Origin of the sequence: Gordonia sp. NPDC127522, from assembly GCF_042672305.1 — a bacterium.
GTDB classification, from domain to species: Bacteria; Actinomycetota; Actinomycetes; order Mycobacteriales; family Mycobacteriaceae; genus Gordonia; species Gordonia hongkongensis.
The window spans coordinates 74,902-88,146 of record NZ_JBHXVK010000018.1 but is presented as its reverse complement, the minus strand read 5'-3'; the positions used below and the strand labels follow the sequence as shown (position 1 = coordinate 88,146).

Annotated in this window: 14 protein-coding genes; 5 read left to right on the top strand and 9 right to left on the bottom strand. The window is 68.3% G+C overall.

From position 1 onward, the window contains the following. The first annotated feature begins 25 nt into the window (after positions 1-25). The gene (rocD, locus tag ACFVHY_RS20905; RefSeq protein ID WP_390275218.1) at positions 26-1,282 is read left to right on the top strand and encodes an ornithine--oxo-acid transaminase; all 1,257 of its coding nucleotides are present in this window, start codon (positions 26-28) and stop codon (positions 1,280-1,282) included. Here the strand turns inward: rocD and ACFVHY_RS20900 are convergent. The 3 genes from ACFVHY_RS20900 to mca are packed head-to-tail and all read right to left on the bottom strand — an operon-like array spanning position 1,248 to position 2,999. After that, positions 1,248-1,751, bottom strand: coding sequence for a TspO/MBR family protein (locus tag ACFVHY_RS20900; RefSeq protein ID WP_390275217.1), 504 nt, complete (start codon positions 1,749-1,751; stop codon positions 1,248-1,250). The genes rocD and ACFVHY_RS20900 overlap by 35 nt on opposite strands. Positions 1,752-1,773: 22 nt before the next feature. Beyond that, positions 1,774-2,103, bottom strand: a complete 330-nt coding sequence (locus ACFVHY_RS20895) for a hypothetical protein (RefSeq protein WP_390275216.1) — start codon at positions 2,101-2,103, stop codon at positions 1,774-1,776. Beyond that, the gene (gene mca, locus ACFVHY_RS20890) at positions 2,103-2,999 is read right to left on the bottom strand and encodes a mycothiol conjugate amidase Mca (protein ID WP_390275215.1); all 897 of its coding nucleotides are present in this window, start codon (positions 2,997-2,999) and stop codon (positions 2,103-2,105) included. The genes ACFVHY_RS20895 and mca overlap by 1 nt, the downstream gene beginning before the upstream one ends. A gap of 48 nt (positions 3,000-3,047) precedes the next feature. Between mca and ACFVHY_RS20885 the strand changes: the two genes are divergently transcribed. The 3 genes from ACFVHY_RS20885 (at position 3,048) to greA (ending at position 4,932) form a co-directional block, all read left to right on the top strand. Further along, positions 3,048-3,545, top strand: coding sequence for a DUF4307 domain-containing protein (locus tag ACFVHY_RS20885; protein WP_137809254.1), 498 nt, complete (start codon positions 3,048-3,050; stop codon positions 3,543-3,545). Continuing rightward, positions 3,542-4,312 (top strand): queuosine precursor transporter, encoded by a 771-nt coding sequence (locus ACFVHY_RS20880; RefSeq protein WP_390275214.1) that lies wholly within the window; start codon positions 3,542-3,544, stop codon positions 4,310-4,312. Before ACFVHY_RS20885 ends, ACFVHY_RS20880 begins: the two co-directional genes overlap by 4 nt. A 128-nt stretch (positions 4,313-4,440) precedes the next feature. Next, positions 4,441-4,932 (top strand): transcription elongation factor GreA, encoded by a 492-nt coding sequence (gene greA / locus ACFVHY_RS20875; RefSeq protein WP_004020945.1) that lies wholly within the window; start codon positions 4,441-4,443, stop codon positions 4,930-4,932. Positions 4,933-5,093: 161 nt separating this feature from the next. Here the strand turns inward: greA and ACFVHY_RS20870 are convergent, their stop codons facing one another. Next, positions 5,094-5,462: an Ltp family lipoprotein gene (locus tag ACFVHY_RS20870; protein ID WP_390275212.1), complete on the bottom strand. Its 369-nt coding sequence runs from the start codon at positions 5,460-5,462 to the stop codon at positions 5,094-5,096. A gap of 182 nt (positions 5,463-5,644) precedes the next feature. Continuing rightward, complete coding sequence (locus tag ACFVHY_RS20865; protein ID WP_390275210.1) at positions 5,645-6,580, bottom strand: hypothetical protein; 936 nt, start codon at positions 6,578-6,580, stop codon at positions 5,645-5,647. A 206-nt stretch (positions 6,581-6,786) separates the two neighbouring features. Here ACFVHY_RS20865 and ACFVHY_RS20860 point away from each other — a divergent pair, with 206 nt between their 5' ends. After that, positions 6,787-7,305, top strand: coding sequence for an SRPBCC family protein (locus ACFVHY_RS20860; RefSeq protein ID WP_390275209.1), 519 nt, complete (start codon positions 6,787-6,789; stop codon positions 7,303-7,305). Between the two features lie 15 nt (positions 7,306-7,320). Here the strand turns inward: ACFVHY_RS20860 and ACFVHY_RS20855 are convergent, their stop codons facing one another. From ACFVHY_RS20855 to ACFVHY_RS20840, 4 genes are all read right to left on the bottom strand, one after another. Then, positions 7,321-8,142 carry a hypothetical protein gene (locus ACFVHY_RS20855; RefSeq protein WP_390275208.1) on the bottom strand — a complete coding sequence of 274 codons (822 nt, stop codon included), beginning with the start codon at positions 8,140-8,142 and terminating at the stop codon, positions 7,321-7,323. Between the two features lie 75 nt (positions 8,143-8,217). Continuing rightward, positions 8,218-9,417 carry a threonine ammonia-lyase gene (gene ilvA, locus ACFVHY_RS20850; protein ID WP_390275207.1) on the bottom strand — a complete coding sequence of 400 codons (1,200 nt, stop codon included), beginning with the start codon at positions 9,415-9,417 and terminating at the stop codon, positions 8,218-8,220. 49 nt (positions 9,418-9,466) lie between these two features. After that, positions 9,467-12,475 carry a BTAD domain-containing putative transcriptional regulator gene (locus tag ACFVHY_RS20845; protein WP_390275206.1) on the bottom strand — a complete coding sequence of 1,003 codons (3,009 nt, stop codon included), beginning with the start codon at positions 12,473-12,475 and terminating at the stop codon, positions 9,467-9,469. A 30-nt stretch (positions 12,476-12,505) separates the two neighbouring features. Continuing rightward, positions 12,506-13,213, bottom strand: a complete 708-nt coding sequence (locus ACFVHY_RS20840) for a PIG-L deacetylase family protein (protein WP_390275205.1) — start codon at positions 13,211-13,213, stop codon at positions 12,506-12,508. Positions 13,214-13,245 lie beyond the last annotated feature (32 nt).

Here is a 13,245-nt window from a genome sequence, read left to right as displayed (position 1 = left end):
CAGACCTCGACGATACCCTCGATTCATGACGATGACGAGCCCCGGCACCGGCACCCACGCCAGCGCGGGCGCACCTCTCGGTGTCGTCGAACCTCATGTGGCGCACAACTATTCGCCGATCCCGGTGACCGCGGCCACCGCCGAGGGGGCCTGGATCACCGACATCGACGGCCATCGCCACCTCGACTGTCTCGGTGCCTATTCCGCGGTCAATTTCGGCCACCGCCATCCACGCATCGTCGCCGCCGCACTCGATCAGCTGGCGCGGGTCACGCTCACCAGCCGCGCGTTTCGGTCCGATCGACTCGAACCGTTCTGCGCCGCACTGGCTTCCCTGTGCGGCAAGGACATGGTCCTGCCGATGAACACAGGTGCCGAGGCGGTCGAATCCGGGATCAAGGTCGCCCGCAAGTGGGGTTACGACGTCAAAGGCGTACCCGACGGCCGCGCCACGATCGTGGTGGCCTCCGGGAACTTCCACGGCCGCACGACGACGATCGTCTCGTTCAGCGACGACCCCGAGGCGCGCGCCCGATTTGGCCCCTACACACCGGGATTCGTTCGCGTCCCGTTCGGCGACCTGGCTGCCCTCGATGCCGCGATCGACGAGAACACGGTAGCCGTCCTGCTCGAACCCGTCCAAGGCGAAGCCGGCGTCGTCGTGCCTCCCGACGATTACCTGCCCGGCACGCGGGCCCTCTGCTCCGAACGCGGCGTGCTGTTCATCGCCGACGAGATCCAGTCCGGTCTGGGCCGCACCGGTAGGACCTTCGCAGTAGAGCACTGGGGCGTCGAACCCGACGTCTACCTGCTGGGGAAGGCACTCGGCGGCGGGCTCCTACCGGTGTCGGCGGTGGTTGCCGACCACGACGTCCTCGGCGTCCTGCATCCCGGTCAGCACGGATCGACCTTCGGCGGTAACCCGCTCGCCGCGGCCGTCGGTCACACCGTCGTCGACATGCTCGCCGACGGGACCTGGCAACGACGGGCGGCGGAACTGGGCGATCATCTGCACGCCCGACTGCGCGACTTCGTCGGGAACGGGGTGGTGGCGGTGCGCGGCCTCGGCCTGTGGGCAGGGATCGATCTCGACCCCGCGCTCGGCACCGGCAAGGATTTCTGTCTGCGGCTGTCCGAACGCAATGTCCTCGCCAAGGACACCCACGGCTCGACGCTGCGACTCGCACCGCCGCTCGTGGTCACGGAATCCGAGATCGACTGGGCGATGGACCGATTCGCCGCGACGCTCAGGCAGGCGCCGGTGACCGCCGACCACGATTGAGCCACCAGGTGCTCGTCGAGAGCACGGTGGCGAACGCGCACCACGCCGGGTAGGCGGCGAGCGCGGCACCTGCCGTCCGGTTCGTCCGTGCGGTGCGCCGGGCGAGGTCGGCACTGCTCACGGTGAGCGCCGCCGCCGCGACCGACGCGGTTCCGAGGGCGCCCCGGCCGAAGTAGATCCAGCTCCACCCGCCGTTGAGCACGAGGTTGGCGCCGAGCGCCGCGAGATACCGCTGACGTTGTTCGTGGTCCCCGTCGTCGGCCAGGTCGTCGAGAGTGACCGCCGAGGTCACCGCGAGGTCGGCGTAAAGGGAGGTCCAGGCGAGCGGGAACGCCCAGTTCGGCAGCACAAAGGACGGTTTCGCCAGCTTCGGATACCAGGTCTCGACCGCCGGCTTGGTGACCACACTGCCGATGGCCGCCGCGGCAGCGGTCGCGAGTGACGTCCCGATCAGAGTGGAGATGCGCATGACTCCACTTCTACGCCTCGACTCAGGTGTCGGCGGGCCGCCGGTCGTCGGTGCCCGCGGCACTGGTGGCACCCGGGGTTCCGGGCGGGTTCGGTGCGACCGCGTCCGAACCGGCCGGGCCCGGCGAATCGGTTCCCTCGTCGAAGGCCTGGTCGGCTTCGGGGTGGTCGGCGTCGAAGGACGCGGGCAGCTTCTTCAGCTGCCGGTTCATCGACCAGATGAGGAACGCGGTCCCGACGAGCAGCAACAGGATCACGAGCAGGCCCAGCGGTGAGGCCTTGCCGAACTCCGGTCCCTGGGGTTCCTGCGCCAGGACCATCAGGGTGTCGTTCACGACTGTGCTGGTGCCCATCACGCCTCGATCCCGGCGAAGAGATCGGTCTCCGGCAGCGCGGTCTTGACCCGGGTCCGGGCGAGCTCGAACTCCTCCGTCGGCCACAGGCGTTGTTGCCACTCCAGCGGCACCGCGAAGAACACCCCGTTCGGATCGATCTGCGTGGCGTGGGCGCGCAGCGCGTCGTCACGCTGCGGGAAATACTTGGAGCACTCGACCTGGGTCGTCACACGGCCCATCAGATCGCCACGGCTCGGGTCCCACTTGCTGAGCCACTCGGCGAACGGACTCTCCTGGCCGTGCCGCGCGAACTCGTCGGAGAACAGGACCATCCGGTCCCGGATGAACCCGTGGGTGTAGTAGAGCTTCGACACGGTCCACGGTTCCCCTGCTTCCGGGAACGCATCCGGATCGCCGGACTGCTCGTACGCCGCGACCGATACCTCGTGGCAGCGGATGTGGTCGGGATGCGGATATCCGCCGTGCTCGTCGTAGGTGACGATCACGTGCGGGCGGAACTCGCGGACCACACGCACCAACGCCTCGGTGGCCTCGTCGAGCGGCACCGTGGCGAAGGAACCCTCCGGCACAGGCGGGAGCGGGTCGCCCTCGGGGAGTCCCGAGTCGACGAAACCGAGCCATGTCTGTCGGACGCCGAGCGCCTCGGCGGCCTTGGCCATCTCCTCGCGACGGACCTCGGTCATCCGCTCTTTGATGCCCGGGCGGTCCATCGCCGGATTCAGGATGTCGCCACGCTCACCGCCGGTGAGTGTGACGACGAGCACTTCGTTGCCCTCGGCCGCATACTTCGCGGTCGTGGCGGCACCCTTGCTCGACTCGTCGTCTGGGTGCGCGTGCACCGCCATCAGCCGGAACACACCCGACTTGGGGTCGCCGACGTGGGATTCGGTCACAGTTCCTCACCTTCGGATCGCTACTCCTCCCATGGTAGGTATTGACGCGTGAACAGTTCGGACGGGGGCGCCGCAGACGCCGGTGACGCGCCGCGCGCGACACCCGACACCTCGCGACCGCACAGCGGTCCGCGCGCCACCTATCCGGAGCGTTCGGAGACCGCCTCGGGGCGTCGTCGCTGGTTCATCGCCCTGTCGATCCTGGTCGTCGCAGCCGGGGTGGCGCTGGCGGTGATCGGCTACAACCGGTTCTCCACGGCCGATGTCACCGGCGAGGCCACCGGATACGAGATCCTCGACGACTCGACGGTCGCCGTGCAGTTCACCGTCGAACGGTCCGACCCGAGCCGTCCGGCGGCCTGCGTCGTGCGCGGACGTTCCCGAGACGGCAGCGAGACCGGCCGGCGCGAGATCCTCGTCCCCGCCGACTCCGCAGATCGCATCGGCGTCCGCACCGAGATCACGACGTCGAAACCGCCGGTCATCGGCGAGGTCTTCGGCTGCACCCTGGACGTCCCCGCCTACCTGAAGCCCTCGGCCTCGTGACCGCGTCCACCGGCAGCGAGCTGCCGTCGCCGCGCGCCGCCTTCGCCTCCATCGGCAGCCGCTACTTCCCCCTTCTGGTCGCCGTCTTCGTCGGCGTCATGCTCATCAGCAACGTCACCGGCACCAAAGGCGTCGTGCTGTTCGACGAATGGCTGCGGGTCGATCTCGGGCCGATCCAGATGGACGGCCTGGTGACCGACGGTGCCTTCTTCCTGTTCCCGCTCGCGTACGTGCTGGGCGACGTGATCAGCGAGGTCTACGGGTTCCGTGCCATGCGCCGGACGATCCTCGCCGGGTTCGCGGTCCTGATTCTCGCGTCGTTGTGTTTCTGGTTGACCATTCACCTGCCGGCCGCCGAATTCTACGAAGGCCAGGCGGCTTTCGAGACGGTTGCCGGGGTCGTCCCACAATTCCTGCTCGCCGGATTGGCCGGTTATGTCGTGGGCGAATTCCTCAATTCCTTCGTCTTGGTCAAAATGAAGGAACGCGCCGGGGAAAATCGTCTCTGGGCGCGCCTGTTGGGTTCGACGATTGTCGGCCAGTTGGCCGACACCATCGTCTTCTGTTCGATCGCCGCCACCGCCCTGGGTATCTCGACCTGGGGAGATTTCATCAATTACACGATCGTCGGGTTCGTCTGGAAGACACTCGTCGAGGTCATCCTCATGCCTTTGACGTATTTCGTTGTGGGATGGCTGAAACGGATGGAACCGACGTATCAGGACGCTCTCGGCGCGCTGTCGCGCGGCAGTACCGATGTGCCATAGGTCTCACCACCTGGTACCCTGAACGGATACACGGCTCCGCGAGGGGTCGTGTTGCTGCATTTTCAGCAGTCCATATGCCCCTGGTGTAAACGGTCGCCCGGGGCGCGGACAACACAAAGGAGTGACCGATGACCGACACCCAGGTGACCTGGCTGACCCAAGAGTCGCATGACCGCCTCAAGAGCGAGCTCGATTCGTTGATCGCCAACCGTCCGGTCATCGCCGCCGAGATCAACGAGCGTCGCGAAGAAGGCGACCTCAAGGAGAACGGTGGCTACCACGCCGCTCGCGAGGAGCAGGGCCAGCAGGAAGCGCGTATCCGCCAGCTGCAGGAACTGCTGAACAACGCGAAGGTCGGCGAGGCGCCGACCCAGTCCGGCGTCGCACTGCCCGGTTCCGTCGTGACCGTCTACTACGACGGTGACGAGAAGGACACCGAGACGTTCCTCATCGCCACCCGCGAGGAGAGCGGCCAGGGCGGCCTGGAGACCTACTCCCCGAGCTCCCCGCTCGGTGCCGCCCTCATCGACGCCAAGGTCGGCGAGACGCGCGAGTACTCCGTGCCCAGCGGCGCCACCATCAAGGTGACCCTGGTCAGCGCGGAGCCCTACCACGGCTGATCGGACGACGAACACAACCCGGGACGGCATGACCGTCCCGGGTTCTGTGTTTCCGGGGGTGCTCGTCCGTGAGCTGCCGGTCGCGCTACCGGCGAACCTCGACTCGACTCCTGGACTTCGATCGAAGTCCAGGAGTCGAGTTGGGGTTCATCGGTCGTGCCCTACGCGTGGTCGACCCCATACGTCGCCTGCGCGGACGTGAAGCCCTCATACTCGAGCTGTTCGATCAAGCCCTGCCGCGAGAACGCCGTCATCGAACGATAGTCGCGGGCCTTCTGCGCCGCCTGTTCGTTCCAGTCGACGGCGCCCTGAGCCTCGACCTCGGTCACGGCGTACGTCGCGTCGGCCGTCGAGAACCCTTCGTACTCCAGCTGATCGATCAGACCCGCTCTCGAGAACGCCATGATCGAGAGGTACTCCTTCGCCTTCGCCACTGCGCTCGTCTGCTCCCAGGTCGCGAGTGACTCTGCACCGGGAGTCCCGGTCGTCGGTGACTGCTCGAACTCCTGGCTCGAACCGGTAGCGGTCACAGCGACGCCACTTTGAGTGCCGATCGTACTGACTCCCAACGCAATTCCGCACACCGCGACCACGCCGGCAATCAGACGGGGCCACACACGGTGCGCCAACGCCGGTCGCGCTCCGACCGGCGAACCTCGACTCGACTCCTGGACTTCGATCGAAGTCCAGGAGTCGAGTTGACGTTCATCGGTCAAGCCGCGGTCAGCTTGTCCAACCACGGCCGGAGCAGACTCGCCAGCTCGCCGCGTTCGAGCGTTCCCCACGTCCACCGGATCACCATGATCCCCTGTGCGCGCAGCGCATCCTCCCGACGCTTCTCCCGGATGAGTGCATCGCGCGGGCTCTCACCCTGGCGCAACAGTCGGCCGTACTTCTGTAGTCCGTCGAACTCACCGACAAGTGTTCCGTCCCAGTCGAAGTCGGTCCGCGCGTCTCCGGCGTCCGTCTGGAACGTGTGCTGCAGTCGCGGAGTCGGCAACCCGGCCTCGATCATCTGCGCCCGGCTCCACGACTCCCCGACACTCTCCGACGCACCGTCCGCATGCGCAAGGGCACGACGCGCGGTCCCCGCACCGCGCCAACGGTTCCGCGACGCGAGGATACGGGTCATCGTGGCGATGTCAGCGCCGGACGCTAGCGCACGATCGAACACGACCAGCGCTTGGGCGAAGTCACCGGACATCGCAACATCTACAGCGGTTCGCTCACGAGACGTGACTCTGATTCCGCCGATGTCGACCACCTCGTCGGGCGCCACCGGCCCGGCATGGACGATCCGTAACCCGTGCCCGAACCCGCCCACCTTCGACTTCTTCGTCAGATGCACGACCTCGCGTTCCGGGTGCAGCAGCGGCAGCTGGTGAACGGCTGCCGCCGAGTCGTGACTCAGGATCGACGCGTCACAGTCTCGAACAGACGTCGCGACCGCGATCGATCTGAGTCGGTACAGACGGTCACCCGGGTCCTCGGCGGACGCCTCGTCGGCCGCCATTGCGCAGACCCCCGGGGCAAGACGAATCAGTTCGCCGCGCCGTACGGCGGCTGTCACAGCGTCGTCGTTGATGCCGAGTCGCAGCGTTGCCGTGCGGCGAATCAGCCCGTGTCTGTCGGTGGGAAAAGAGGTCATGACTTTAGGACGCACCAGGGCCGATATCGGATCCGCTTGCGAGGGTCGCTTACCCCACGACCGGCGAACCTCGACTCGACTCCTGGACTTCGATCGAAGTCCAGGAGTCGAGTTGACGTTCACCGGTTGACCTCAACAGGAGGCTGATCCTGTTTCGACCCGCTCGCCCGGGGCTCGACCCGGAAGCCCGTGCTTCAATGTGACCCATGGCACGTTCTCATGAGCTGGAGTCCTTCGATCTCGACTTCTTCGACGATGCGCCGGTCCGGCACGTCATCGACGTGCGCCTGCCGGTCACGCCGGAACGCGCGTGGGCCGAGTTCACCCGTCAGCACACGCTGGACTGGTGCCGCGCGATCAAGAAGATCGAGTTCGTGTTACCGCCGCCGTACGGTGTGGGAACACAACGCCGCGCGGTCCTCGGTCCCGGCTATGTGACCCTCGACGAGGACTTCTTCGACTGGACCGAGGACCCGGCGAATGGCCGCTACCGCAACGGTTTCCGGGTTCTGAGGGCGAACGTCCCCGGCATCCGACGCTTCGGTGAGGCGACCGAGATCCTGCCCGCCGACGTGGGCTGCCGACTCAAGTGGACCTTCGCGCTCGAGTTGCCCACCTCGTCCCGTGTGGTCAGCGCGTTCTCCGGTCCCGCGTCGTCGACGGTCTACAAGACCATCGAGGCCGACACCCTCAAGCATTTCGCGAACCTCGAACCTGCGATGTGAGCCGTCGGCCGGTTGTCAGGCCACCACCGCGACGGCCGCCGAAGTTCGACCCGTCGTCGGCATCGGCGAGGCAGTCAGCGTGCCCCGGCCCAGGTCATCGGCGAGACGCATCAGCACGCGAACCGATGGAGAGGCTTGTGCGCTCCCCGTCCACGCAGGCTCGATCGCCACGGTGAACGCGTCCACGTCGACGACCGTCGGGCGTCGCCCGTCGACCTCTGCAGAGCGGCAGAGCTTCCGGTCGCGGGTCAGCACGTGCAGCGTGATCATGTCCACGACGGGCGGCGAGTTCTCCCCACCGAGTGTTGCTCGCCACCAGCACAAGCCGTCGATCCCGACGTCGCGATTGTCGAGACCGGGACATCTCTTCGATGGACGATGGCGTCCGGCGGACCTCTCGAACAAGGCGAGACCGGCGCTACCCAATGTCGGTAGGACGCGGGTGTCCACACCGCCACCCCCGGCGGTGGCTTCCTCGTTCTGCACGCCTGTGATCAGCTCTACTGCCGGGGCAGTGACCCAGTGCACCGGTGCGTCGGCGAGATTCAACACCGTCACCGCGAGCGACGAAGACCACCAGTTGATGAGGCTGAGGAGTCGGTCCGCCTCCTCGAGTGCGGCCTCCCTGTCGGTGTACTCGTCCGGATCGAGATGCAGCGAGCCATCGTCGGCATCGTTGAGATCTTCGGCCAGCAGTCCCGCTTCGGCCTCGAGTTCGTCCAGCCGCCGGTAGGCCTTCCGTCGTTGCTCGTGAACGTCATCCATGAGCTCGTGCCGGACCTGGTGAGCAATCCGTGGTGTCCAGGCCGCCTCGGCGGAGTGTGTGCGTCGTCCCATGGCGGGCAACGTAATCCGTCCCGCTGTCGCGGCCGCGCCGGGAATCCACAGCAGGAACGCCCGTCCACAAACTCGTCACTCCCGGAGAAACCCCGCGTCGGCGAGGGCCCGCCGGACGTCGTGCTGGTGGTCGTGTCCGCGGGTCTCGACACTGACGGTCACCTGCACCTCGCCGAGATACAGGTCGTCGGCGACGCGGGAATGGACGACGTCGAGCACACTCGCGCCGAGGTCGCGGAGCAGTTCCAGCAGTGCGACCAGTCCACCGGGCCGGTCGGAGACGGTCGCGGTCACGGTCAGGAATCGTCCGGCGGCGGTCAGGCCGTGCGTCGTCACATGGCGCAGCAGCAGCGGGTCGATGTTGCCGCCGGACAACACGACGCACACGGTCCCGGACAGCGCGAGCCGACCGCTCACCGCCGCCGCCACCGCCGCGGCCCCGGCAGGCTCGACCACCAGCTTCGCCCGCTCCAGCATGAGCAGCAGCGCGGTGCTCAACTCTTCCTCGCTGACCGTGACGATCCGGTCCACGAACTCGGAGACGTGCGCGAACGGGACCTTCCCGGGTGTCGCGACGGCGATGCCGTCGGCCATGGTGTTCATCGCCGCGACCGGTGTCGGCCGCTCCTCGGCGAGCGACGTCGGCCAGGCCGCGGCCTGCGCCGCCTGCACGCCGATCACCTCGACCTCCGGTCGTCGCAGACGCGCCGCCGCGGCGACGCCGGCGAGCAGCCCACCGCCGCCGAGTGGCACGAGAATCGTTGACACGTCCGGGATCTGCTCCAGGATCTCGACGCCGACCGTCGACTGTCCGGCGACGATGTCGAGATGATCGAACGGATGGATCAGAGCCGCGCCCGTCGTATCGGCGTGACGCTGCGCCTCGACCAGCGCCTCGTCGACCGTCGATCCGGCGAGCACCACCTCTGCGCCATAGGCTTTCGTCGCGGCGATCTTCGGCAGCGCGGCCCCGGCCGGCATGTAGACCCGTGAGGCGATCCCCAGTTCCGATGCCGCCCAGGCGACTCCCTGCGCATGATTGCCCGCACTGGCCGCGACGACCCCCCGGGCACGTTCCCCCGCCGACAACCGGGAGATGCGCAGGTACGCGCCGCGTGGCTTGAAAGATCCGGTGCGCTGCAGGTTCTCGCACTTGAGCCACACCTGCGCACCGCTGCGCTCGGACACCACCCGCGACGCGATCGTCGGGGTCCGCCGGATCACGGACGCGAGCTCGTCGGTGGCGCGGTCGACGTCGTCGGCAGTCAGCAGCATGCGACCAGTATCGGCCATCCCCCACCGGCGGGAACCACCAGAGGAGACGTCATCGCGCCGTCGAGCTCCCGCGGTCGTCCGGTGACGTCGACTCCCCGATCTCCCGGAGTTCGCGCATCGCCCGGTCGAGCACGGCTGCGGTGTCGGCGTGCACCATGTTGTCGGTGTGCACCATGTCCCCGTCCGCATGGTCCGCGGCACCTCTGCGTGTGTCGACGGCCGCCGCGGGGTCGAGATCGGCACACTCGACGAGCAGGTCGGCAACGTCGATCCGGCCCCGGGCGCGCAGCAGTGCGGCGGCGTCGCGCGCCGTGGTCCACAGCTGCGTCGGCTGACCGCTGTCGCGCCATGCCCCGAGCAGGACGACGTAGGCCTGGGCGGCACGCGGTACGTCGCCGACGCGGACGAGACACGCCGCTGCGCCGACACGAGCGACCCCGACGATGAACGTCGCCCCGACGCCGGCGGCACGTTCGTGGGCGCGTTCGTAGAGGGCGAGCGCGCTGGACGGGTCGTGCGGAGACAGCAGCTCGCCGTGGACGTAGTCGAGGAAGGCGTGCTGCGACGGCCCCGCCGACGGGTCCAGCGTCGACCGGGCCTCGGCCAACAGCCGGGCAGCCTCGCTCGAGTCCCCGGCGTACGACGCGGCGAGCGCCGCAGACGCGAGAAACGCCGACCCCAGGGACGGGTGGGTGCCGCAGCGGGTCCATTCCCGTACCGCCACCGCGAAGTCGCCGCGGAAGTGCGCGACCGCCGCCCTGGCCGCCCGCGCACCGACCAACGCGGGCGCATCCGGATCCGGTGGCGTCCCGGTGGCATTGGGACGTAGGGCAGCGGTCGCGAAGTCGACGGCGAGGTCGAACTCGCCGACGAGCCGCGCGGCCTCGGCCGCCGCGGACAGCATCTCGGCGCGATCGGGATGACCATCGAGCCACACCGAACGCGCCGATTCGATAGCCCACGTCCACAATTCGGTGAGGTTGCGCCATGTGCTGACCAGCGACAGCGATGTCGTGATCGCCACGAGTACGTCGACGCGTCCGCGCGCCAGGGCCAGGTCCCGCGCCGACCGCAGGTTGTCCATCTCGGCATGGAGACGTTCATTCGCCTCGAACTCCGCGACGCCGAGCCACTCGTCGCCGATGTCCCGCACCGTTGCGACACATTCGTCGAGGAACCGGTCCTCGGCCGCGGCGAGCACGCCCGCACGGTCGAGGTGATCGAGCAGATGGGTCCGGATGAGATGCAGGAGACGGTATCTGCCGCCCGACGCGTCGGCGACGAGCAACGAGCTGTCGATCAGACGGTGCAGGGTCTCCACCGGATCCAGCCCGCCGTCACCTCGCACGCCGATGCCCCCTGCGCCGATGACCTCCGCGTCCACGCTCCGCGCGACGGATTCGAACGTGCGCAGCGACACACCGCCGGGAAACGGTGCGAGGGCGGCGAGTACGGCTTGATCGACCACGGTCAGCCGTCGAAACGACATGTCGATGCTGCTGCGGAGCGTCAGCCGCCGTTGGTCGTCGGGTCCGGTTCCCGTCGCGAGATCGAGTGCACCATCGAGCATTCGGGCCACTGCCGACATCGGCATCACGGCGGCCTGACGCGCCGCCAGTTCGATGCCGAGCGGGAGCCCGTCGACACGGCGCACGACGTCGACGAGATCCGCGAGCTCACGACTCGACACCGCGAAGTCCGGATTGCGTCGCAGCGCGTGCTCGACGAACGCGCGCACCGCAGGCTGCCGGGCGACCGCGTCGACGTCGACGTCGACGATGCGAGTGGGAAAGGTCAAGGGCTGCAAACGCAGGACGTACTCGGCGGGGAGTGAGAGCACGACTCTGGAGGTGGCCAGGATCCGCACTGCGGGAGCCAGTTCGACGATCGCCGCGATCACTTCGCGACAGGACGACAACACATGTTCGCAGTTGTCGAGGACGAGCAGGAGCGACCCGTCGACGGCGCGCGCGATCGCGTCCACGGAAGCACCCACCCCGACCTCGAGACCCAGGGTGGACACCACCGACGGGAGGACGCGGTCGGCTCGCGCGACCGCGGCGAGGTTGACGACGACAACGGCGTACCCGGGGAACACCGCGGGGTCGGCGGCGACGTCGAGCGCGAGACTGGTCTTGCCGACGCCGCCCGGACCGGTCAGGGTCACGACCCGATGCGCCGACAACAGCCGGATGATCTCGGCGCGTTCTCGCTCCCGCCCCACCAGAGGCCCGGCCGGCGGAGCAGGTCGACGCCGCGAGGACACCCCGGACCCGTGATGTGTCTCGGCCGGCCCGTATTCGGAGCCCGCCGCCACGCGCTGCTCGAGCGACGCGAGGGCCGGACTCGGATCGAGACCCGTCCGCTCACGCAACCGGTCGCGGAACTCCATCGCGACCGCCATCGCGTCGCCGACACGCCCGTCGGCGGCGAGTGCGCGGATGAGCAGTCGTGCCGAACTCTCGCGCAACGGCGCGGACGCGACACCGGCCCTCGCCGTCGCGGTCGCGCTCGGGTCGCGGCACTCCACCAGCGCTTCGACGTGGGTGTCGGCGAGCCGGTTGTGGAGGTCCTCCAACGCAACGCGTTCGGTGTCCAGGTCGGGGATGCCGGCGAACTCGCCGAGCGGCTCGCCGCGCCAGAGTTCGCGGGCCCGGACGGTCAGACGGAGACGCTCGGCGGGATCGGGCGTGTCGGCGGCGGATGCGAGCAGGTCGCGCACGATCATCACGTCGACGACGGACACCCGGAGCCGGTAGCCGTCGGGGCGTCGTTCCAGCAGATCGCCGTGTCGGCCGAGATGGCGTCGCAGCCGGGACACCAGATTGTGCAGTGCGGCAATCGGTTCCCGCGGCAGGTCGTCGCCCCAGAGAGCGTCGACGAGCCGCCCGGTACCCATGCCGTACCGGCCCGCGACGGTCAACAGCGCGAGCAGGGCGCGTCGTCGTTCCCCGGGAACCGCGACCTCGACACCGTCGACCCGCAGCCTCAGCGCACCCAGCAGGCCGACCTCGACTGCGGGCCGCACGTGCCCGTCTTCGGTTCCGCGCACCACCATCCCGATCGTCGCTCTCTGTTTTCCGACGGCCTATGCAGGATGAGCGTAGGTCTCCACCGACACCCATGTTCGATATCGCTCGAGGCCGATCGCCGCGGCCAGGTCCGCGGTCTGCGAGCGCTGAGCCAGCAGGGCTCGCACCTTACGGTCCAGTTCGGCCCCGTCGAGATCGATTCGCAACGCGACCATCTCCTCCGGACACTGGCGCGGCCCGCCCAGCGCCCACATGTCGAACTCACGGGCGAGGTCGAACTCGATCCCCCGCCCGGTGCCCACCGGGTGGAGGATTCGCGGGCAGGTCGACGAACGGTCGACGGCGAGGCGGACCCACCGATTGACGGTGCGGTGGTCGGGGTGCCCGGTCACGCCGTCGGGACCGAAGGTCAGGACGGTGTCGGGTGACACGTCGTCGAGGAGGGTGGCGATGCGTCCGACCGGCCCGCTTTCGTCGATCGCCGCCAGTGAACCATCGGGTAGGTCCAACCAGTGGTGCTCCTGAACGCCGAGCTCGATGAATGCCTTCTCGAGTTCGCCGGTCCGGACCAGGGCGAGCTCCGAACGCTCTGCGGCGGTGGCATTCTCGTCGGCCGCTTCCCCGCGGCTCGCGGTCACGCACACCACGCGCCCACCCGCGTCGCGGACGGCGGCCATCACGCCGCCGGCGAGGTAGGTCTCGTCATCGGGGTGAGCCCAGACGGACATCACGGTGCCCAGGTCGCTGATCTGTGTTGTTCTCATGCGTCGACGGTCTCTGAGCCCGCTGTCACGGG